The sequence below is a fragment of the Brevundimonas sp. genome, from assembly GCF_965227765.1.
Taxonomy (GTDB): domain Bacteria; phylum Pseudomonadota; class Alphaproteobacteria; order Caulobacterales; family Caulobacteraceae; genus Brevundimonas.
Genome location: NZ_OZ245778.1, coordinates 748,517 through 767,390 on the forward strand (window position 1 = coordinate 748,517; position 18,874 = coordinate 767,390).

An 18,874-nucleotide genomic window follows, 5' to 3' on the forward strand; every position below is an offset into this window, starting at 1 on the left:
GAGACGGCTCCTCTTACCCCCAAGCCCCGAAATGCTTCGACAGCTTGAGCCCCTGGCTCTGGTAGTGGCTGCCGCCTTCGCCATAGAGCCAGCTGGGGCGTTCGGTCAGGGGTTCATAGACCAGCCGGGCGACGGTCTGGCCGTGTTCCAGCAGGAACGGTGTGTCGTGGGTGCGGACCTCGAGCACGCCCTTGGAGCCCGCGCCGTGCGCCTCGTCGGTGCCGAAACCGGGGTCGAAGAAGCCGGCATAGTGTACGCGGAACTCGCCGACGGACGGGTCGATCGGGGTCATCTCGGCGGCCTGATCGACCGGGATCTCGACCGCATCGGACGAGGCCAGGATGTAGAACTCGCCCGGATCCAGCAGCAGTTCGCCGCGCCTCAGGGTGACGGGTTCCCAATAGTCCTTGGGGTCATGGCCGCCGATGTGATCCAGATCGACGACGCCCGCGTGGCGACGGCCGCGATAGCCGACGATGTCGCCGGATTGCAGGTCGACGCCGACGCTGCGGGTCTCCAGCTTGGGCGGGTCGCCGGCCTTGAGCCGCAGCTGGTTCAGCCGGGTGCCGGGCCGGACCAGGATGGGGAAGGTCTGGGGCGAGATTTCCAGATACAGCGGGCCGTCATAGCCCTCGGCCACGTCGTCGAACCGGGCGCCGCGATCGGTCAGCAGGCGCACGAAGACATCGACCCGGCCGGTCGAGCTTTTCGGATTGGCGCGGGCGATCAGGCCGGGCGGCAGGCTGAGCCGCTCCTGCAGTTCGGCGATATAGACGCAGCCCCGCTCCAGTACGACGCCGCCCGACAGGTCGATGGCGTGCATGGCCACGTCGGCGATGCGGTCGGCGACCAGCCTCTGGCCCGGCAGGAAGGAGGCGCGCACCCGCCAGGCCCGGTCCGACAGCCGCAGGTCCAGACTGGCCGGCTGGACCTGATCCTTGTCGAAGGCGGTCTGGGAGGTGATGGCGCCGCCGGCGATCAGGGCCTCGATGGACTGGCTGGGCAGGATGCCGGGACGGGAGGGGGGCTTCAGGGTCATGTCCGAGGCCTTACACGGATTCTGACGACATCGCCTCTGGCGGGAGGGGGGTTGAAGCGCACCGCCCATGGCGCGACTGTGGATGGATGCACGACACCCCCGCCTATACCGCCGAGACCGACGGCATCCTGGTCAAGGTCAGGCCAAGCTATCTGGCCGGACAGTCGGACCCGGACGCCAACCGCTGGGTCTGGGCCTATCAGATCGAGATCGTGAACCTGGGATCGGGGCCGGTGCGGCTGGTCTCGCGCCACTGGAAGATCACCGACGCGCGCGGTCAGGTCGAGGAAGTGATGGGGCCGGGCGTGGTCGGCGAACAGCCGGTCATCGCCGCTGGCGACAGCTATTCCTACGCCTCCGGCTGTCCCTTGAGCACGCCGTCGGGTTCGATGGTCGGGACCTATTCGATGACCGACGCCGAAGGGCGGACGTTCGAGGCGGCGATCCCGGCGTTCTCGCTGGACGTGCCGGGCGGGCGAAGGACGTTGAATTAGGCGCCGCCTGTCTCCTCCCTGTCGCCGCTTGGCGATGGGGAGGGGGACCCCGAAGGGGTGGAGGGGTTCTTAGACACCCGCGCGGGCCGCGGCCGTTTCACGAATGAAGTCCAACACGCCATCCAATTCTACGCGGACAGCCTCGGCGCGGATGCGGATGACGCGGATGCCTTGGTCGCCTAGCCAGGATGTTCTGCGCCGATCGTGTTCGATACGGTCGGGGTGGTTATGGCTGGCGCCGTCGACCTCCACCGCGAGCTTCGCCTCGGCGCAGTAAAAATCTACGACATAGTGGCCGATCGGATGTTGGCGGCGGAATTTGAGGCCGCCGAGGCTGCAGCGGCGCAGACGGGTCCATAGCCGGGCCTCCGGAGGCGTTAGCTTGCGGCGGAGCACGCGCGCTCGCGATACAGAACCCAGGGACTTCAAGAACCCCTCCGTCTCTCCGCTTCGCTGCGAGCCACCTCCCCATCGCTAAGCGGCGACGGGGAGGAGACAGTTCGCTTAAACCGCCTCGACCGTCTGCTCAATGGCGCCGAAGATGGTGTGGCGGTCGTCGCCCTTCATCTCGATGCGGACGGTGTCGCCGTGCTTGAGGAAGGGGGTCTCGGCCTTGCCGCGCAGGATGGTCTCGACGGTGCGGACCTCGGCGATGCAGGAATAGCCCAGGCCGCCTTCGGAGACGGGCTTGCCGGGGCCGCCGTCCACGTCGCGGTTCGACACCGTGCCCGAGCCGATGATCGAGCCGGCGACCAGGCTGCGGGTCTTGGCCAGGTGGGCGATCAGGGTTCCGAAGTCGAAGGTCATGTCGACGCCGGCGTCGGCCTGGCCGAAGACCGCGCCGTTCAGTTCGACCGTCAGTTCGCCGTGCAGCTTGCCGTCCTTCCAGCGGTCGCCCAGCGCATCGGGCGTGACCAGGACGGGCGACAGGGCGCTGGCGGGCTTGGACTGGACGAAGCCGAAGCCCTTGGCCAGTTCGCCGGGGATCAGGTTCCTGAGGGAGACGTCGTTGACCAGGCCGACCAGGCGGATGTGTTTCAGCGCCTCTTCAGGCGTCACGCCCTGGGGCACGTCGCCGGTGACGACGACGATCTCGGCTTCGAGGTCGCAGCCCCAGGCCTCGTCGGCCAGGGGAATGGGGTCGCGAGGCGCCAGCATGGCGTCCGAACCGCCCTGGTACATCAGGGGGTCGGTCCAGAAGGTCTCAGGCATCTCGGCGCCGCGCGCCTTACGCACCAGTTCGACGTGGTTCACATAGGCCGAGCCGTCCGCCCACTGATAGGCGCGGGGCAGGGGGGCTGCGGCCTCATGCTCGCGGAAGCGCCCGCGCGGCACGGCCTCATGATCCAGGCTCTCGGCCAGGGCGCGCAACAGGGGCTCGCAACGGTCCCAGTCGTCCAGCGCCGCCTGCAAGGTGGGCGCGATCAGGAAGGCGTCGGTGAACCAGTTCAGGTCGCTGGAAACGACGACGAGGCGGCCGTCACGGCCGTGCTTGAGCGAGGCGAGTTTCATGCCTCAGGTCTAGTCGCATTTTTTTGAATCGGAAACAGTCGGCGAACGTCGAAGTGCGTTCAGGATCTGTCCCAGACCCGTGTCTCCGCTCCGCTGGAGAGGTCCTGCGGGGGGCGGCGCGAGAGGGCGGCTCGAGCGGCCCTCAGTTCGCGGATACGCAGGTCGGATTTGGACCAGTAGTCGTTGAACTTTCGCACCGACAGGGCCAGGGCGCTGGTCTGTTCGTCATGGGTCATTGTCCGGGCATGATGTTCGCCGTGACCATGGGCGGCGTGGGCGGGCGTCGGTTCCGGCGCGGCGTGGATATGGATAGGCAGGCCGATGACGGCGATCGTGCTGGACGCCGCCGCACCGCCGCCGCCTGACGCCGCCGTTCCCCCCGCCGGAGGGTGATCGTCGTGAGCAGGCTTGTGGCCTGCGCCATGCCCGCCGCCATGGCCCTCGGGGTGGCCATGTTCGTCCTTGATCTCCCCCTTGAGGGCCGCATCCAAGTCCTTGAGCGCGCCGGACAAACCCTTGTTGAGCACCAGCACAGGCCCGAGCAGACGCTCGATCAGGTCACGAAGGTCCTGGACCCGGCCGCGCAGGTCGTTGCTGTCGGCCGCCATCGCCCTGCGGGACCGTTTCAGCACGGCGCCATGGATTTCGGCCGGTGCATCGTCCGACCCCCCGGCCCTGCCGCCGTGCCGGCGCCCGAGAAGATACATGCCCGCCGCTATGGCCAGCAGCAGAAGCATCAGTCCGATCAGGAAGACGGGGTCGAAACCGAGCAGGATCGGCGGGTCGATGGGCGCAAATCCGTCCGCGGCGGGGAAGTCCGTCTCCTGCATGTCTTTCGCCTCCGGCTGACCCTGCCGGGATCATGACGGACGCCGGGCGGGGCGCAAGGCAAAAGGTTAACGCTGTTGTGCGAAGCGGATCAGCCGGGAGGGGCCAGCAGGGCGCGCGCCTCGGCTCCGGTGCGGGCGGCGGCGTCGCGGACCTCGACCTCGACGACGATGGCGCCCTTTGGCTCATGGGCCCACAGGTAGCGACGCTCGACCTCGACCGTGCGGCCCGAGGGCGCGAAGCCCTCGAAACTGTCGCCCCAGGGGGTGATCCGCTTCAGCTCCGGCCAGGTCAGAGCGCAGGCGGCGTTCAGCTCTTCCTCGGCCATTTCGGTCAGTTCATCAGGGGCGAGTTGCGCCATTAGATCATCACTTCCTGCGGCGCCGTGAAGTCGGACCGCGCCGCATCGCCGGTGTTCACGACCTCCGAAGGCTCGAAAATCATGACTTCGGCCTCTGTCTCTGCGCCGGTACGATGTTCGATCCCGCGCGGCACGACGATGAACTGGCCGGGGTCGAGATGGACGATCCGGTCACGGAACTCGACGAAGAACCGGCCCTTCCAGACCATGAACATCTCTTCGGCCTGGGCGTGACTGTGCCAGGGAAAGACGCCTTGAACCTTGACCAGCCTCAGGTCCTGACCGTTGAGGCGGGCGGCGACGCGCGGCCGCCAGTGATCATCGAAGGCGGCGAATTTCTCGTTCAGATCGACGGCCTGCATCGGCGGGCCTCAGTCCTTGCGCCGGTGATGCGACCATTTCCACAGCCGGTAGCCGATGATCGGGGTGAAGCCGCAGATCAGCCCGGCGGCGAAGACCATCCAGAACCCACCCCCCAGCCAGAATTCTCCGGCCAGGGCGCCGGCGGCGGCGGCGATGACGGGGCCCAGAAAGGGCAGCCAGGCGGGGGGTTTCATCTTCATCGGTATCCCCAGGGGCTCAGGCGTCGACCTTGATGACGCCTCGGCGGATCTGGTCAAGCTCGATCGAGTCGAACAGGGCCTGGAAATTGCCGTTGCCGAAGCCCTCGTTGCCCTTGCGCTGGATGATCTCGAAGAAGATCGGGCCGAAGACGTCCTGGGTGAAGATCTGCAGCAGCAGGCCCTCTTCGTCCGATCCGTCGATCAGGATGCGGTTCTGGCGCATGCGTTCGACGTCATGGCCGTGGTTGGGCAGGCGTTTGTCGATCAACTCGAAATAGGTCTCGATGGTGTCCTGGAACTGGACGCCGCGCTCGCGCATGGCCTCGACGGTCTTGAAGATGTCGTCGGTGGCCAGGGCGATGTGCTGGATGCCCTCGCCGTTGTAGCGTTTCAGGAACTCCTCGATCTGGGAGTTGTCGTCCTGGCTCTCGTTCAGGGGGATGCGGATCGCCTTGTCGGGGGCGATCATGGCCTGGCTGAACAGCCCGGTCGCCTTGCCCTTGATGTCGAAATACTTCTGCTCCTCGAAGGCGAAGACGTCGCCGTAGAAGCCGGACCAGGTCCGCATCTGGCCGCGTTTCACATTGTGGGTCAGGTGATCCAGCAGGTGCAGGCCGACGTTGTTCTCGGCCTCGGCCTCGCGCCAGCCGGGGATTTCGTCCCAGCCGTCATAGAGGGAGCCGCCCTGGCCATAGGAATCGATGATGTAGAGCAGCGACCCGCCGATGCCGCGCAGGACATGGGCGCCGTCGCCCAGCGCCCCGCCATTCGCCAGATCGGCTGGATGGGCGCCGCGGGCGACGGCGGCGTCATAGGCGGCCTTGGCGTCGCTGACGCGGAAGGCCATGCCGTTGGCCGAGGGGCCGTGATCCCGAGCGAACTCGCCGGCGTGACCTTCGGGCCGGGTGTGGACCAGGAAGGTGATGTCGCCCTGCTTCATGCGAACGACGCCGTTCGTGGGATTGGTGTGGGTCTGGACGAAACCCATGGTCTCGATCTGGCGGATCATGCCTTTCGGATCGGGGCCGGTGAATTCGACAAACTCGAACCCATCGACGCCCAAGGGGTTCTCGGCGGCGGCGATGGAGGCGTCTGGGGTGGCGGTGGTGGTCATGGGCGGGTCTCCCGCAAAGAGGGGTGCGGCCGCAGCGTGGGGCCGGCGTGTTGCCCTGAACCTAGTGTCCGAAGGCGGCGACGCCAAGGCGCGCCGACGCCTGATGCCGTTGAGGCGCCGTTTGGGGCGCGTCACGCCGCCGCTGGTTCATCATCCGAGGTGACGCCGGGCCTGCCCGTTGCTAAGGCGGTTCAGGACTTTCAGGACAGCCCATGCTTCGCCGCCTTTACGACTGGGTCTTCGAACAGGCGCGCAAGCCCTATGCCGAGAAGGCCCTGGCGGTCGTCTCCTTCGCCGAAAGCTCCTTCTTCCCCATTCCACCGGACGTGATGCTGGCGCCCATGGTGCTGTCGCGGCCCGACCGCGCCTATCGCTACGCCGCCGTATGCACCCTGGCCTCCGTGCTGGGCGGGCTTCTGGGCTACGCCATCGGCTTCTTCCTCGAACCTGTCGGGATGTGGATGCTGGCCCTGCTGGGCAAGGCGGACACCTTCGAGGCGTCCAAGGCTCTGTTCCAGGAACACGGCGCCTGGGTCATCCTGATCAAGGGACTGACCCCCATCCCGTTCAAGCTGATCACCATCGCGGCGGGGATCTTCAGCTTCCACCTGCCGCTGTTCATCCTGTTGTGTGTCATCACGCGCGGCGCGCGGTTCTTCCTGGTGGCCTTCGTGCTCAAGACCTGGGGACCGGCCATGCTGGAGATGGTCGAGAAGCGGCTGGCGCTGTTCACCATCGTCGGCCTGCTGCTGCTGGCCGGGGCCTTTGTTGCGGTCAAGATGATCGGCCACTGACAAGGCTCGGCAAGCGTTTGTCCTGGCGGCGGCGACGGAGTAGGAAGACGGTCCGATGATCGCAGCCTATCGCCTCCTGACCCGCTGGTGGACAGCCTTCGCCCTCGCCATTTCCGTGGCGATGCTGGGCGCGGCGCATGCGTTCGAGCGGTTCGCGGGCCTGTCGCCCTGCAATCTCTGCCTCAAGCAGCGCGAGGTCTTCTGGGGTGCTGTGGCCATCGCGGCGACGGCGACCGTCTGGGCCGTGGTCAGCCGCGCCAGCCGGGGCACGCCCCGCATCGCCTCCTTCCTGCTGTTCGTCGTCTTCCTGACGGGCGCGGTCACCGCCGGGTTTCATGCCGGGGGCGAGCTGAAATGGTGGAGCCTGCCGGCGACCTGTGCGGGCGGCGGGACGCTGGACCTTGAAGGTCTTACGGCCCTGGCCCTGGGTACCGGACCCGCGATCCGCGTGGCCATGTGCGACGCCGTGACTTGGACCTTCCTGGGCCTGTCGATGGCGGCCTGGAACTTCCTGATTTCGGCGGGGCTGGCGATCTTCAGCCTGATGGCGGCGAAACGGCCCAAGGACGCCAGAGCCCCTAAGAACGGCGCCGACATGATGATCAAGGCGTCCTGAGCATGACGGGCGCCGCCGACCGCAAACCCCATTTCCCCCTGCCCCGACCCGGACGGGGCGCGACGCGGGCGCGGATGGCCGAGATCCTGCGCGTCGATCACGCAGGCGAATACGCCGCCGTGCAGATCTATCGCGCCCAGCAGGCCGTGTTCGATGCGGCGGGCGGCAAGAAGCAGGCGGTCGCCGCTGACATGGCCGAGATGCAGTCGCAGGAGGCGGTGCACCTGGCGCGGTTCGACGCCCTGCTAAACCAGCACAGGGTTCGACCGACGGTCATGACGCCGGTCTGGCGGCTGGCGGCCCAGGCGCTGGGCGCCGGCACCGCCTTGATGGGCGAAAAGGCCGCCCACGCCTGCACCGAGGCGGTCGAGAGCGTGATCGAGGAACACTACGCCGATCAGATCGCCGAGCTGGCCGACCGCGACCCCGAACTGGCCGCCGAACTGACCAGATTCCGCGACGAAGAGCTGGCCCACCATGACCACGCCGTCGAGCACGGCAGCCGCGAGGCCCCGGCCTATCGGTTGCTCAGCACGGTGATCAAGGCGGGTTGCCGCGTGGCGATCAAGGTCAGCGAACGGGTCTGAATCCTTCCCCGCCGGGGTGGCTATCGAACGTCGAAGGCCAGCAGCAGGGTCTTTTGCAGCGGATTGTTGTTGTCGTCGGACAGGATGTAGAGGCGCGTCGTTCCGTTGCGGCGCTCGGCGGCGACGCCTTCGAAATTATCCGTCAGCCCCGGCAGTTTCAGCGTGATGAGCACCGGCCCCAGGGTCCCGTCGGGCGCCATGCGACGGACCTGAGCGCGGGCGTCGATCGGCGGGCGATAGGATCGCTGCACCACGAACCAGCCCCCCTGTGACGCACCCTTGCCGGACGGATCGCGATCCATGCCGGTGATGCGGAAATCCCCGTCGCCCAGCAGGGGTTCGGGCGGCGCCGTCACCGTGACGCAGGCCGCCGGATTGCAGTCCCAGACCCCGCCGGATTCGCCCGTCACGCGCCAGCCGCCGGGCGCCGTGGCGATCCCCTCCATGCCGTCGTTCTCGGCAAAGGCGACATCGGGCCGACGCAGGGCCGTGGGGATGTTGCGCAGGGCGTCGAGCGGGCCATAGTTCCAGAGCCGGTGATTGCGCTCGAACGACACCACCAGATCGCCGTTGTCGAGGAACAGCAGCCCCTCGGCGTCGCCGTCGTATTTCTCGGTGATGTCCGAGCCGTCGGGCAGGGTCAGGCGGCGCACCGCCAGGTCGCGGACCCCGGTCAGCCGTCCGCGCGAGTCCAGCACCAGCCGGCCCTGCACCAGATCACCGATGTCGGAGACCGAGACGAAGCCGTCGCCCCCGGTCAGTTTCAGGTCCGAAACGCTGTGCAGGGGCGAGCCTATGGGCAGCTGGATTTCGATCCCGCCGGCATAGGTGACGCCATCGGCCAGCACGGGGCCGCCCGGCAGGCCGAGACCCACGGCGCGCGTGGTGAAGGCCTCGGCGCGCCAGCCCTGGTCATCGACGTGACCGTCCAGTAGGGGCGCGCTGGTCGCCGTGGCGCAGGCGGCCAGGATCAGGACGCTGGCGATGGCGCCGAAGCGCCTCAGGGAAATGCTCATGCGGCCCGCCGACCCTGGCCGCCGCGCTCCATGGTCTTGGGCTTGGCGTCGAACAGTTCGGCCAGTTTCTCGATCATCACGCCGCCCAGTTGCTCGACATCGACGATCGTAACCGCGCGACGATACCAGCGTGTGACGTCGTGGCCGATGCCGATGGCGATCAGTTCGACGGGGCTCTGGGTCTCGATCCGCTCGATGACGGCGCGCAGATGCTTGTCCAGATAGAGGGCGGCGTTAGCCGACTGGGTCGAATCATCGACCGGCGAACCGTCCGAGATGACCATCAGAATCTGGCGCGCCTCGGTGCGGCTGCGCAGCCGGTCGTGGGCCCAGGTCAGGGCCTCGCCGTCGATGTTTTCCTTCAGCAGGCCCTCGCGCATCATCAGGCCCAGATTCTTCTTGGCCCGGCGCCAGGGGGCGTCGGCGGACTTGTAGATGATGTGGCGCAGGTCGTTCAGGCGGCCGGGCAGGGGAGGCTTGCCGGCGGTGATCCAGGCCTCGCGCGCCTGTCCGCCCTTCCAGGCGCGGGTGGTGAAGCCCAGGATCTCGACCTTGACGCCGCACCGCTCCAGGGTCCGCGCCAGGATGTCCGCACAGACGGCGGCGACCATGATCGGGCGGCCCCGCATCGAGCCCGAGTTGTCGAGCAACAGGGTCACGACCGTATCGCGGAACGGGCTCTCGCTCTCGGCCTTGAAGCTGAGCGGCGCCGTGGGGTCGGTGATGATCCGGGTCAGGCGCGCGGTGTCCAGCATCCCCTCCTCCAGATCGAAGGTCCAGGTGCGGTTCTGCTGGGCCATCAGCCGGCGTTGCAGTTTGTTGGCCAGGCGGGCGACGATGGAGGACAGGGCGGTCAGCTGCTGGTCCAGCAGGCTGCGCAGCCGCTCCAGCTCGTTGGGGTCGCACAGGTCGGCGGCGTCTATGGTCTCGTCGAAGGCGGTGGTGAAGACGCGATAGGCGTCCACGCTGCGCCCGTCGTCGGCGTTCTCCTGGCGATTGGGCAGGGCGCCTTCGTCCATCTCCTCGCCGTCGTCGGAGGCCTCGCCGTCCATCTCGGCGGGCGCGCCATCGGGGCGGCTGTCGCGTTCCTGATCGGCGTCGGGGTCGTCGGCGGAGCCTTCCATCGACTGGCCGCCCTCGCCGCCGCTGTCATCGTCCTCGCCGTCGTCGTCGTCGGAGGCCTCAGGCTCGGAGGGATCGGGTTCGTCCTCGCCCTGGTCGTCGGAGGCGTCGTCGCCACGTCCGTCGCCGGGATCGAGATCAAGCGCACGCAGCACGTCCCGGAACGAGCGGGCGAAGGCGGCCTGGTCCTCGGCGACGGCGGACAGGGCGTCGATCTGGGCTCCCGCCTTGGCTTCCAGCTCGGTGCGGACCCGGTCCAGCATGGTTCCGGCGCCGTCGGGACTGCGCTGCCCGGTCAGCCGCTCGCGAACCAGCAGGGCCACGGCCTCGGCTGTCGGCACCCGATCCGTCTCGGCCCGCAGGGCTCCCGAGCGTTCCAGCCGGGCCAAGAGGGCCGCGTTCATATTGGCGCGCACTCCGGCCAGTGAGGTCGAGCCGACCGCCTCGACGCGGGCCTGTTCGACGGCGTCGAAGACCTCGGCCGCGCGGGTGTCGGCGGGCCGCAGTTTGGCGTGGATGCTCTCGTCGTGATTGGCCAGCCGCAGGGCCAGCCGGTCGGCCTGGCCGCGAATGGTGGCGCTGTCCGAGGCGGAGGGATCGCGCGGCGGATGGGGCAGGGTCAAAAAACCGTTGGACAGCTTTGGTCCGTCCGAGCCGAAGGCGACCTCAAGCTCCGACTGCTCGGCCAGGGCGCGCGCGGCGTGGGCCAGGGCGCGCTTGAAGGTCTCGGCGGGTGTATCGGCGGGCGGCATGGGGATCAGTTAGCCTCCGCGCCCCGGAAGTCAAAGGGTTCTCCCTCCCCCGTGGGGGAGGGAAATAGGTGTCAGGCGGCGTTGGCCGCGCCGCCCTTCTTGGCGGCCAAGGCGGCGTCATGGGCGCGCATGCCCTCGGCGATCAGCTCGGCGGCCTCGCCGGCGTCGCCCCAACCCTTGACGGTGACCGACTTGTTCTTCTCCAGATCCTTGTAGCGGGTGAAGAAGTGCTCGATCTGCTCGATCAGGATCATCGGCAGCTGACGATAGCTGGCGATGTCGGTGTAGTAGGGGTTCAGCTTGTCGACCGGCACGGCCAGGATCTTGTCGTCGCCGCCGGCCTCGTCGACCATGCGCAGAACGCCGATCGGGCGGCAGCGGATGACGCAGCCGGGGACGACCGGCGACGGGTTCAGCACCATGACGTCGCAGGGGTCGCCGTCGTCAGCCAGGGTGTGGGGCACAAAACCGTAGTTGCCCGGGTAGTACATGGCGGTGTGCAGGAAGCGGTCGACGAACAGGGCGCCCGAATCCTTGTCCATCTCATATTTGACCGGCAGGCCACCCTGCGGGATCTCGATGATGACGTTCAGATCCCAAGGCGGGTTCGGGCCGACAGGAATGGCGTCCAGGTTCATGTTCTGTCTTGTGTGCGGCTGCGAAAAGGAGAGGCGGGCGTGATAGGCTTCGTGACCCGGTTGAGCAAGCGTCTTGCCTTGTATGCGGTGTGGACCACACGAAAGTCTTAGAGCGCTCGCCGGTCATATGACCGCCCTGATGTCGGGGTCAGGTCGGTCGCCGGCGAATGTGGGGAGATGATGATGACGCCTTGGGACTGGGCCGCTCTGGCCCTCTTCTTTCTGTGCTGGCTGGGATACGACCCCTTGCTGAGGCTTCTGGCCCGACGCAGCGGTGCGCTGAACGACGACATGCTGGTGGTGCGTCACGCCTGGATGCGGGCCATGACCCACCGCGAGGTCAAGCTGCTGGATAGCCAGTTGCTGGGTCACTCGATCAACTCAGGCTCCTTCTTCGCCTCATCCAACCTGCTGTTGATCGCGGCTGTGGGCGGGATATTGTTCGGCGGGTCGGACGCGCTTCAGGGGTTCGCCGCCGTCGGCGCCGAGGCGGTTCCCATTCGGTTGCTTGAGGCCAAGCTGGCCCTGGTGCTGGCCTGCCTGGCGCGGGGACTGCTGGATTTCATCTGGTCGATCCGGCAGATGAACTACACCCTCGCCCTGATCGGCTCGGCCCCAGAGGTGCACGAGGAGGCCGACCGCATCGCCTTCGGCGCCGCCGCCGCCCAGGTGTTGAACCCAGCGCTGGCCTCGTTCAGCCAGGGGGTGAGGGGCTACTACTTCGCCCTGGCCGCCGCAGCCTGGCTATTCGGTTCGTTCTGGCTGGCGGCGGGGGTGTTTTCCGCCTTCTCGCTGCTGGTGTGGCGTCAGGCCGGATCGCCGGCGGCGCGGGCCATTCGCGGCGCGCGCCGGATTCTGGAATCGTGACAGCAGCGCATCCTCGATATTCCGCGGGTCAATGACGATTATCTCGCAGATGCAGCATCACGAAGTGCGTGATCGCAAGGGCGTTTTGTCGCACGAAAGCCTTGTGGTGCATGACGGACTGCAAAGGGGCGTAACGCGGCGTGATCAAAAATCGCGCCGAAAGGCTTGACCCGTTGTGCGCTGCAACCTAGATTGACCTTCGACGCCTCCGGGCGTCTTGCCCTTCCTGGGCGTTTCCTCCCTATAGACTTTCGCCGCACCTTCGGGTGCGGCTTTTTTTTGCCCGATACCGGCGCGTAAGGTGGGGCCAAGCTTGCCGCTGCCAGCGGTAAGCTTGGCAGGTTTTGCTTGGCGAAACGGGATGACGAGTGGGATAGGCTCGCATCGCCAACCGCTTCGACTATTCCATGCAATCGATCGCCCGCAACGCTCCGCAATCTTTGCGGATCGCTGTCGTATTTCTGGATTCCAACGATGATCGCGCCGCCACGATCGTCATCGCCGATTTTCAATCCCGTCGTCTGATCTGGATTGCGCCCGAGCTTTGGATTCTGGCGATCGATGACCGTATAGACGGCGCCTTCGCCGTCGGTGGTGCGCCGTTCCTTCTGGCGGCGCTTGCCGCTCACGGCTTTGATTGCGACGGGGCCCTCATCCTACGGACGCCTGCACCTGCGCAGATGCTGGCCGCCCTGGGCCTGACCGGCCTCAGATCGGATGGCGCAGCGGAAATTCTGGCGGACTGGCAAGTTCAGTATCGGCCATCCCTGGGCCAAAGCCGCGCCCTCCAGGCCTGGACCCGCCAATCCGCCCTTCTGCGCGCCGCGATAGCCGCCTGTCTGACGGATCATCGCTGCGACGACAGGGATGTCCTGGTCCATGCCGAGGGTCGTATTGATATTTACGATCTGAAAGGGATTGGTCCCGATTGGACCTCTTCAGCCCTGGGGCCGTTGACCCCCGCCGTTCTGAACGGGAAGTCGGTGCTGCTGGGGCCGCCGCAGATCGGCAGGCCCATTCAGGCAGCCGTCGCGCGGCCCGAGATGGCGGTCGTCGTCATGTCGGTCGGCGCGCCGAAGGATCTGACCCGCGCCATCGCCTCTCTGCGTTCGCAAAAGCCCCGGCCGGAGATCGTCGTGGTCAACTCGGGCGGCGGCGACGTCCGATCGCGCCTGCCTGCGGGATGTGGCGGCGTCGTGATCGTGGATCACCCCGAGATCCTGTGGCCTGGCGCTGCGCGCAATCGCGGACTGGCGGCGACCCGCGCGCCCTATGTCGCCTTCCTCGCCTCCGACTGTGTCGCCCGGCCCGGCTGGGTGGCTGGCCGGATGGCGCATCACCGCGCCGGCAGCGACGCCGTCGCCAGCGCTGTCGTCAACGACGCCCCGCGCAACCTGATCGCCTGGGCGTCACATCTCAACACCTTCCCCGAACGCCTGCCGCATGTTCCTGAAGACGCGGCGCTGCGTTACGGCGTCAGCTACGCCCGCAAGCTGTTCGTCGCGCACGGCCTGTTCCGCGAGGATCTGCGGATCGGCGAGGACACGGAATTCCACCGTCGGATCGGGCGGAGGGCCATCGTCTGGGCTCCGGAAATCCGCACGGCGCACCGTAATCCGCGCAAGCTGCGCGCCTTCCTGCTGGATCAGTACCAGCGGGGACGGCGCAGCGGTCGCTACTGGAGCGCCGCGCGTGACGCCAAATGGCCTAAGCGGGTCGAGACCCACTTCACCCGCCTGAAGACGGCCGTTGGTCATGCCCCTGTCGATCGGAACGGATGGTCCATGCGAGCCAGCCTGCCGCTGGCCGTCCTGGGCATTGCGGCCACCGAAATGGGTCGAAGACGGGGCGCGCAGGAGCCAGAGCCGCGCAGCCTGCTTGAACCTCAAGCGATCAAGGCCGCACGCGCCCGAAAATGGAAGTCTGCGCTGAAGGTCTGGCGCGCCGCCCGTCTGGCGCAACCGGATCAGGTTCGCCCTCGACTGGGAGAGGCCCAGGCGCTGTTGATGCTGAAACGATACGAACTGGCCGCCAAGGCTTACGGTCGTGTGCTCAAGATCTGGCCTCGCTGCGTCATCGGTGTCGAGGGTCAGGCGCGCGCTGCAGGCGGGGCAGGTCGATGGGAAGAGGCGGCAGACCTGTGGGCGCGCTCCTCCGGTATGCTGCCAGGAAGACCTGGTCCGCTTCTCGAGCGGGCCAAGGCGTTGATGCAGTCGGGCCATGCACAGGCGTCCTGCGAACTTTACGCTGCCATCGTGGACCAGTTCCCGGACGTGGACCAAGCCTATCAAGGTCTGGCGACGACCGCGCGCCGGCTTGAACGATTCGATGACGCCTTGGCGGCCTATGATCTTCATTGGTCCCGTCGCGCATTCCCTGAGGCCGTCGAAAACAAGGTCGACCTGTTGCTGGCCTTGCAGCGATGGAGTGAAGCCGCGGCCGCAGCCGACAGTCTTCAGCCCCGCGACCAGCCGTCTTCCCTCATAGGGTTGCGCGCCATGTCCGCTGTCATGGTCGCCCGTCACGATTGGGAGGGCCTCGTTGCGTTTCTCAGAGCGGATATGGCCCAGGTCATGGCCAGCAGCGTCCTGTTGGAGCGACTGTGCAACAGCCTGGCCCTGGTGGGGCGGCCCCAGGAAGCGCTGGACCTGCTCGATGACGACCTTCAGGTTTCGCTTCGAAGTCAACGTCTTTTGAAACTGACCGCCCTGTTGCGCGGGCGGCGGTACCATCAGGCGCGCGCCATGTTCCAGGCGGTCTGGAGCGATCCTGATTTCGGCCGGCTGCCCGTCAACCTGTTCGCGCCGATGATGACGGCGGCGTGGGAAGTCGGCGGCCCCGCTCTCACTTACGAAATTCTGGATCGCGTCGAGGCCAAGGGCGGTCAACGCCCAGGCGCAGCCAACCAGCGTCTGCTCGCCTCCTTGCAACGATCGCGAGCCGACAGTCTGGTCATGCTGTTCGGGCGAAAAGCCCTGGCCGTCCCCGCAGAACCGCTGGAGGCGGCAGTCGTCCGGCAGGTGGATGCAGAACGGCTGCGGTCGGACATCTCGCTCGACTACCCGACCTTGGACCGCGCCCTGAGCCAGGCCGCCGTCCTTCGGGCGTCTCGAAGCACCTATTTCCCCGATCCCGCCTTCGTGCTCAGCGACGCCCTGGCCGTCGTTGGCGAGATTCTGAACGCCTATGATGCGCGCCGTCCCTTCTCCCTGGTTCGTCTCGGAGATGGTGAGGGCCAGCTGTTGACCTATCCGTCGGAAATCGCCGTCCTTCAGGCTCGCGATCAGGCGTCGACCCTGCGCACCTGGTGGGGCTGGGACGAAGCGCGTCCGGAACAGACCGCCGCCATCTCGGCCGAGTTTCGAGCGGCCGTAGCCCAGGCCGATATGCTGGGCGTTCCCAGCCTCGAACGGGTCTGCCGCGCCACGAGCAACGGCCAACGTCACCTGCTGGGGGGCGGCGGGGCCAATGTCCGCGGTCTGATCGCCGTGAACGATTGGATCGCGGCCGCCCCGGGCGATCAGGCCTTGACCTCATGCCATGTCCATCAGGCGCTCGACTTCTGGGGCTTGTGGCGACTTCTGCTGCCCCAGTTCGAGAACTTGTCCGCCATTACCTGTCGCCAGGACCTGCCGTTCCAGATGAAGCGGCGCTTCGGCGTCGACGTTCAGCGGACCTGGATGATCCCTGCCGAGACCAAATATGCATCGCCCACCGCGCGGGCGGCCCAACAAGCTCATTATCCCGACAGGTTCGAAAGCCTGCGCGAAGATCTGGCGACGGTCCAGCCGGGAGAAGTCGTGCTGGTTGCCGCTGGAGCTCTGGGCAAAATCTATTGTCAGTGGATTCGAATGTCTGGCGGCATCGCCATCGACATCGGCAGCGCGGCCGACTTCTGGTGCGGCCTGGAAACGCGCTCAGTGCTGGAAAGCTCAGAGCATCGAGGTCCGATGGGGATCGAGGATCAGTACGGGCGGCATGGGGACCATCATGTCGTCGCGCGACTGTTGGCCGGCAACGACCGCACACGTCGGCCGTTGTCGCCGCGCCACCTCGCCGCTGGTCGTTGAAAGCGGACGCTGGCAGGCAGCATTCCGGCGACATTGCGCAAGCCGCGCTCGCCACGAGGTTTCCCGGTGGCGGGGTAAACTCAGTGGTCGCTTGAAGGGAGAATGGTGGACGCGACAGGGATTGAACCTGTGACCCCCTCGATGTCAACGAGGTGCTCTCCCGCTGAGCTACGCATCCGCCAAGACGGTTCCGAAAGACCCCGAAGAGGCGTCCGGAACGGGAAGGAGGGGTCTATACCCCGCAGGCCGGGACAATCGCAAGACCCTTTTCCGACTAAGATGAGGCAATCGTGTTTCGCCTCGTCGAAGTCCGGAAAGCCGGCCCGAAACTCAGGCGGCGACCATCCTGTCGACCTCGTTGACCAGGTCGCGCAGATGCACGGGCTTTGACAGCACCTTGGCCTGGGGCGAGGCCTGGGCCGCGCTGAGGGCGACGGCGGCGAAGCCGGTGATGAACATGATGCGCAGGCCCGGCTGGCGGGCTGCGGCGACGCGCGCCACCTCGATGCCATCCGCGCCGGGCATGACGATGTCGGTCAGCAGCAGGTCGTAGGGACCATGCTCCAGGGCGTCGATGGCGTCGTCGCCGTTCTCGCAGTCGATCACCTGATGCCCGGCGCGTTCCAGCGCCCGCGTCAGGAAACCGCGCAGGGAGGCGTCGTCTTCCGCCAGAAGTATTCTCGCCATGAAGTCTGGATCCCCGAAAATCAGAGGCGACCCTAGGCCAGAACGGTAAACCGGCCATGAAAATCCCCTCTCGCGTGCAGGGCTTGGCTGTGGATGGCTGCTGTGGAGACAGGTGGAGGGGGCGGCAAAACAGTCTATGGCGTGGTCATCATGTCATCCGCCGTTTCCCTTCCGGTCGAGCCGTTCGAAGTCCGCGCGCCGGTAACGGCCGATGCGAGCGTAAGGCCTGGGGCGCTGGTCTTCGCCTCCCCCCACAGCGGCCGGCTGAGGCCCGATGACTTTCAGCCCGCGGTCGCCCTGTCAGAGGCCCGGATCCGCAGCGCGGAGGATGTGCTGGTCGACCAGTTGATCGCCTCGGCGCCCGGCCATGGGATCCCCGTCCTGTCGGGGCGGATCAGCCGCGCCTACGTCGACCTGAACCGCGCGGCCGACGAGCTGGATCCGGCCCTGATCGAAGACTGCCCGGCGAGCGCGCCCTCGCCCAAGACCCTGGCCGGTTTTGGCGTCATTCCTCGGCGGGCGGGCGACGGGGCGGACCTGTACGACCGGCGCCTGTCCATGGCCGAGGCGGTTCGGCGGCTGGAGGCGGTGCACGCCCCCTATCACCACATCCTGTCCGAGCTGATGGGCGCGGCGCATCAGGCGAGTGGGCGAGCCATCCTGATCGACTGGCATTCGATGCCGTCGCGCGCCGCGTCGGGGCGCTCTCGCGGGCCAGGGCGGGCGCCGGTTCAGGGTGTGGACGTGGTGCTGGGCGACCGACACGGCTCTGCCTGCGATGCGCGTCTGACCCGGCGGCTACGCGCCCTGTTCGAGGCGGCGGGCTGGCGCGTCGGGCTGAACCAGCCCTATGCGGGCGGATATTCGACCCAGACCTGGGGGCGGCCAGATGAAGGGTTCCACGCCATCCAGATCGAGCTGAGCCGCGCCCTGTATCTGGATGAGGCGACGCTGACCCCGACGCCGGGTTTCGCGCGCTGTAAGAAGGTCTTGGATCGCGTCATCGCCGCACTGGCGGCGCAAGACTGGAGCCATCAAGCCTGAGCGGGCGGCCTGATCAGTAGGCGTTCACGCGTCGGACCAGTTGGGGCACCGTGTCCAGCATGATCATGAAGTCGCCGCGGAACGACCAGCTGTCGGCGTACTCGGCGTCGGCAGCGACGCGGCGGGCCATGCAGTCGAGCTGATGGATCTCGCCCCGCAGGCCACGGCTCTGGGCCAGGCCGGTCAGGCCGGGGCGCACGGCGAACCGATCCGCATAGCTGGGGATCAGGGCGCCATAATAATGGTCATGGGCCAGGGCGTGGGGGCGGGGGCCGACGAACGACATATCGCCGCGCAGGATGTTGATCAGCTGCGGCAGTTCATCCAGGCTGGTCTCGCGCAGCACGGCGCCGACGCGCGTGATGCGGCTGTCGTTGCGGCTGGCGTGGGCGATGACCTCGCCGTCCTCGACCACCGACATGGTGCGGAATTTCAGGATGACGAAGATGCGTCCGCCCAGGCCGGTGCGACGCTGGCGAAAGAAGATCGGCCCGCGCGTCTCCAGGGCGACGGCGGCGGCGACCGCCAGGAAGGCGGGGGCCAGCATGAGGATGGCGAACAGGGCTGCGGTGAAATCGAAGGTGCGCTTGAGCCGGGCAGACAGGCGGCGGCGCACGAGGCTGTGACGCGAACGCAAGGCGGTCAGGCCTTGGAGCGGATCGACGCGGACGGTGTCGGAGACGAGCTTCGACGGGTCCGACGATGACGGCCAGCTATCAAACAAGGTCGCCCCCCAGACGAACTCTCACGGTTAAGCAAAGGTTAAGCGT

General features: G+C 67.1%; 21 protein-coding genes and 1 tRNA gene. 7 read left to right on the forward strand and 15 right to left on the reverse strand.

Annotated elements, in window-relative coordinates; all coding sequences use genetic code 11:
- Positions 1 to 13: 13 nt before the first annotated feature.
- The gene (locus ACO05L_RS03715; protein ID WP_421730825.1) at positions 14 to 1,039 is read right to left on the reverse strand and encodes a 2'-deoxycytidine 5'-triphosphate deaminase; all 1,026 of its coding nucleotides are present in this window, start codon (positions 1,037 to 1,039) and stop codon (positions 14 to 16) included.
- Between the two features lie 86 nt (positions 1,040 to 1,125).
- Between ACO05L_RS03715 and apaG the strand changes: the two genes are divergently transcribed.
- Positions 1,126 to 1,533 carry a Co2+/Mg2+ efflux protein ApaG gene (gene apaG, locus ACO05L_RS03720; protein ID WP_421730826.1) on the forward strand — a complete coding sequence of 136 codons (408 nt, stop codon included), beginning with the start codon at positions 1,126 to 1,128 and terminating at the stop codon, positions 1,531 to 1,533.
- 69 nt (positions 1,534 to 1,602) lie between these two features.
- On the opposite strand, the gene ACO05L_RS03725 is transcribed toward apaG, so the two are convergent.
- The 7 genes from ACO05L_RS03725 to hppD all read right to left on the reverse strand — a co-directional run bounded on the left by ACO05L_RS03725 (position 1,603) and on the right by hppD (position 5,911).
- Entirely contained in the window at positions 1,603 to 1,962 is a 360-nt protein-coding gene (locus ACO05L_RS03725; RefSeq protein WP_421730827.1) for an endonuclease domain-containing protein, read from the reverse strand.
- Between the two features lie 75 nt (positions 1,963 to 2,037).
- The gene (locus ACO05L_RS03730; protein ID WP_421730828.1) at positions 2,038 to 3,045 is read right to left on the reverse strand and encodes a fumarylacetoacetate hydrolase family protein; all 1,008 of its coding nucleotides are present in this window, start codon (positions 3,043 to 3,045) and stop codon (positions 2,038 to 2,040) included.
- Between the two features lie 59 nt (positions 3,046 to 3,104).
- Positions 3,105 to 3,875 (reverse strand): hypothetical protein, encoded by a 771-nt coding sequence (locus ACO05L_RS03735; protein WP_421730829.1) that lies wholly within the window; start codon positions 3,873 to 3,875, stop codon positions 3,105 to 3,107.
- An 89-nt stretch (positions 3,876 to 3,964) separates the two neighbouring features.
- Entirely contained in the window at positions 3,965 to 4,234 is a 270-nt protein-coding gene (locus ACO05L_RS03740) for a hypothetical protein (protein ID WP_421730830.1), read from the reverse strand.
- A complete protein-coding gene (locus ACO05L_RS03745) occupies positions 4,234 to 4,596 on the reverse strand; it encodes a cupin domain-containing protein (protein WP_421730831.1) in 363 nt (120 codons plus the stop codon). The genes ACO05L_RS03740 and ACO05L_RS03745 overlap by 1 nt, the downstream gene beginning before the upstream one ends.
- A gap of 9 nt (positions 4,597 to 4,605) precedes the next feature.
- A complete protein-coding gene (locus ACO05L_RS03750; RefSeq protein WP_421730832.1) occupies positions 4,606 to 4,797 on the reverse strand; it encodes a hypothetical protein in 192 nt (63 codons plus the stop codon).
- Between the two features lie 16 nt (positions 4,798 to 4,813).
- The gene (hppD, locus tag ACO05L_RS03755; protein ID WP_421730833.1) at positions 4,814 to 5,911 is read right to left on the reverse strand and encodes a 4-hydroxyphenylpyruvate dioxygenase; all 1,098 of its coding nucleotides are present in this window, start codon (positions 5,909 to 5,911) and stop codon (positions 4,814 to 4,816) included.
- A 212-nt stretch (positions 5,912 to 6,123) separates the two neighbouring features.
- Between hppD and ACO05L_RS03760 the strand changes: the two genes are divergently transcribed.
- Genes ACO05L_RS03760 through ACO05L_RS03770 form a run of 3 tightly spaced genes read left to right on the forward strand, consistent with a single transcriptional unit; the run spans position 6,124 to position 7,908 of the window.
- Entirely contained in the window at positions 6,124 to 6,705 is a 582-nt protein-coding gene (locus tag ACO05L_RS03760; RefSeq protein ID WP_421730834.1) for a YqaA family protein, read from the forward strand.
- A gap of 55 nt (positions 6,706 to 6,760) precedes the next feature.
- The gene (locus ACO05L_RS03765) at positions 6,761 to 7,321 is read left to right on the forward strand and encodes a disulfide bond formation protein B (protein WP_421730835.1); all 561 of its coding nucleotides are present in this window, start codon (positions 6,761 to 6,763) and stop codon (positions 7,319 to 7,321) included.
- Positions 7,322 to 7,323: 2 nt separating this feature from the next.
- On the forward strand, positions 7,324 to 7,908 hold the full coding sequence (locus ACO05L_RS03770; protein ID WP_421730836.1) for a demethoxyubiquinone hydroxylase family protein: 585 nt from the start codon (positions 7,324 to 7,326) through the stop codon (positions 7,906 to 7,908).
- Positions 7,909 to 7,928: 20 nt separating this feature from the next.
- Here ACO05L_RS03770 and ACO05L_RS03775 read toward each other — a convergent pair whose 3' ends face one another.
- From ACO05L_RS03775 to ppa, 3 genes are all read right to left on the reverse strand, one after another.
- Positions 7,929 to 8,924: an esterase-like activity of phytase family protein gene (locus ACO05L_RS03775; RefSeq protein ID WP_421730837.1), complete on the reverse strand. Its 996-nt coding sequence runs from the start codon at positions 8,922 to 8,924 to the stop codon at positions 7,929 to 7,931.
- Positions 8,921 to 10,798, reverse strand: coding sequence for a cobaltochelatase subunit CobT (gene cobT, locus ACO05L_RS03780; protein ID WP_421730838.1), 1,878 nt, complete (start codon positions 10,796 to 10,798; stop codon positions 8,921 to 8,923). Before cobT ends, ACO05L_RS03775 begins: the two co-directional genes overlap by 4 nt.
- A 71-nt stretch (positions 10,799 to 10,869) precedes the next feature.
- Positions 10,870 to 11,436: an inorganic diphosphatase gene (ppa, locus tag ACO05L_RS03785; RefSeq protein WP_421730839.1), complete on the reverse strand. Its 567-nt coding sequence runs from the start codon at positions 11,434 to 11,436 to the stop codon at positions 10,870 to 10,872.
- A gap of 177 nt (positions 11,437 to 11,613) precedes the next feature.
- Between ppa and ACO05L_RS03790 the strand changes: the two genes are divergently transcribed.
- Complete coding sequence (locus ACO05L_RS03790; RefSeq protein WP_421730840.1) at positions 11,614 to 12,303, forward strand: DUF599 domain-containing protein; 690 nt, start codon at positions 11,614 to 11,616, stop codon at positions 12,301 to 12,303.
- A 38-nt stretch (positions 12,304 to 12,341) separates the two neighbouring features.
- Here the strand turns inward: ACO05L_RS03790 and ACO05L_RS03795 are convergent, their stop codons facing one another.
- Entirely contained in the window at positions 12,342 to 12,932 is a 591-nt protein-coding gene (locus ACO05L_RS03795; protein WP_421730841.1) for a hypothetical protein, read from the reverse strand.
- 51 nt (positions 12,933 to 12,983) lie between these two features.
- On the opposite strand from ACO05L_RS03795, the gene ACO05L_RS03800 reads away from it, so the two are divergent.
- Complete coding sequence (locus ACO05L_RS03800; RefSeq protein WP_421730842.1) at positions 12,984 to 16,373, forward strand: glycosyltransferase; 3,390 nt, start codon at positions 12,984 to 12,986, stop codon at positions 16,371 to 16,373.
- Between the two features lie 103 nt (positions 16,374 to 16,476).
- On the opposite strand, the gene ACO05L_RS03805 is transcribed toward ACO05L_RS03800, so the two are convergent.
- Together ACO05L_RS03805 and cpdR are read right to left on the reverse strand one after the other, a co-directional pair.
- Positions 16,477 to 16,551: transfer RNA gene (locus ACO05L_RS03805), tRNA-Val, on the reverse strand.
- 152 nt (positions 16,552 to 16,703) lie between these two features.
- Positions 16,704 to 17,060: a cell cycle two-component system response regulator CpdR gene (gene cpdR / locus ACO05L_RS03810; protein ID WP_421730843.1), complete on the reverse strand. Its 357-nt coding sequence runs from the start codon at positions 17,058 to 17,060 to the stop codon at positions 16,704 to 16,706.
- Positions 17,061 to 17,210: 150 nt separating this feature from the next.
- On the opposite strand from cpdR, the gene ACO05L_RS03815 reads away from it, so the two are divergent.
- A complete protein-coding gene (locus tag ACO05L_RS03815) occupies positions 17,211 to 18,104 on the forward strand; it encodes an N-formylglutamate amidohydrolase (protein WP_421730844.1) in 894 nt (297 codons plus the stop codon).
- A 13-nt stretch (positions 18,105 to 18,117) separates the two neighbouring features.
- Here ACO05L_RS03815 and ACO05L_RS03820 read toward each other — a convergent pair whose 3' ends face one another.
- The gene (locus ACO05L_RS03820) at positions 18,118 to 18,828 is read right to left on the reverse strand and encodes a sugar transferase (RefSeq protein ID WP_421730845.1); all 711 of its coding nucleotides are present in this window, start codon (positions 18,826 to 18,828) and stop codon (positions 18,118 to 18,120) included.
- Between the last annotated feature and the right edge of the window lie 46 nt (positions 18,829 to 18,874).

What these genes read in the sequence shown, in the direction of transcription:
- ACO05L_RS03715 (WP_421730825.1), bottom strand. Translation starts at nt 1,039, where the DNA reads ATGACCCTGAAGCCCCCCTCCCGTCCCGGCATCCTGCCCAGCCAGTCC.
- apaG (WP_421730826.1), top strand. Translation starts at nt 1,126, where the DNA reads ATGCACGACACCCCCGCCTATACCGCCGAGACCGACGGCATCCTGGTC.
- ACO05L_RS03730 (WP_421730828.1), bottom strand. Translation starts at nt 3,045, where the DNA reads ATGAAACTCGCCTCGCTCAAGCACGGCCGTGACGGCCGCCTCGTCGTC.
- ACO05L_RS03735 (WP_421730829.1), bottom strand. Translation starts at nt 3,875, where the DNA reads ATGCAGGAGACGGACTTCCCCGCCGCGGACGGATTTGCGCCCATCGAC.
- ACO05L_RS03740 (WP_421730830.1), bottom strand. Translation starts at nt 4,234, where the DNA reads ATGGCGCAACTCGCCCCTGATGAACTGACCGAAATGGCCGAGGAAGAG.
- ACO05L_RS03745 (WP_421730831.1), bottom strand. Translation starts at nt 4,596, where the DNA reads ATGCAGGCCGTCGATCTGAACGAGAAATTCGCCGCCTTCGATGATCAC.
- ACO05L_RS03750 (WP_421730832.1), bottom strand. Translation starts at nt 4,797, where the DNA reads ATGAAGATGAAACCCCCCGCCTGGCTGCCCTTTCTGGGCCCCGTCATC.
- hppD (WP_421730833.1), bottom strand. Translation starts at nt 5,911, where the DNA reads ATGACCACCACCGCCACCCCAGACGCCTCCATCGCCGCCGCCGAGAAC.
- ACO05L_RS03760 (WP_421730834.1), top strand. Translation starts at nt 6,124, where the DNA reads ATGCTTCGCCGCCTTTACGACTGGGTCTTCGAACAGGCGCGCAAGCCC.
- ACO05L_RS03765 (WP_421730835.1), top strand. Translation starts at nt 6,761, where the DNA reads ATGATCGCAGCCTATCGCCTCCTGACCCGCTGGTGGACAGCCTTCGCC.
- ACO05L_RS03770 (WP_421730836.1), top strand. Translation starts at nt 7,324, where the DNA reads ATGACGGGCGCCGCCGACCGCAAACCCCATTTCCCCCTGCCCCGACCC.
- ACO05L_RS03775 (WP_421730837.1), bottom strand. Translation starts at nt 8,924, where the DNA reads ATGAGCATTTCCCTGAGGCGCTTCGGCGCCATCGCCAGCGTCCTGATC.
- cobT (WP_421730838.1), bottom strand. Translation starts at nt 10,798, where the DNA reads ATGCCGCCCGCCGATACACCCGCCGAGACCTTCAAGCGCGCCCTGGCC.
- ppa (WP_421730839.1), bottom strand. Translation starts at nt 11,436, where the DNA reads ATGAACCTGGACGCCATTCCTGTCGGCCCGAACCCGCCTTGGGATCTG.
- ACO05L_RS03790 (WP_421730840.1), top strand. Translation starts at nt 11,614, where the DNA reads ATGATGATGACGCCTTGGGACTGGGCCGCTCTGGCCCTCTTCTTTCTG.
- ACO05L_RS03800 (WP_421730842.1), top strand. Translation starts at nt 12,984, where the DNA reads ATGCTGGCCGCCCTGGGCCTGACCGGCCTCAGATCGGATGGCGCAGCG.
- cpdR (WP_421730843.1), bottom strand. Translation starts at nt 17,060, where the DNA reads ATGGCGAGAATACTTCTGGCGGAAGACGACGCCTCCCTGCGCGGTTTC.
- ACO05L_RS03815 (WP_421730844.1), top strand. Translation starts at nt 17,211, where the DNA reads ATGTCATCCGCCGTTTCCCTTCCGGTCGAGCCGTTCGAAGTCCGCGCG.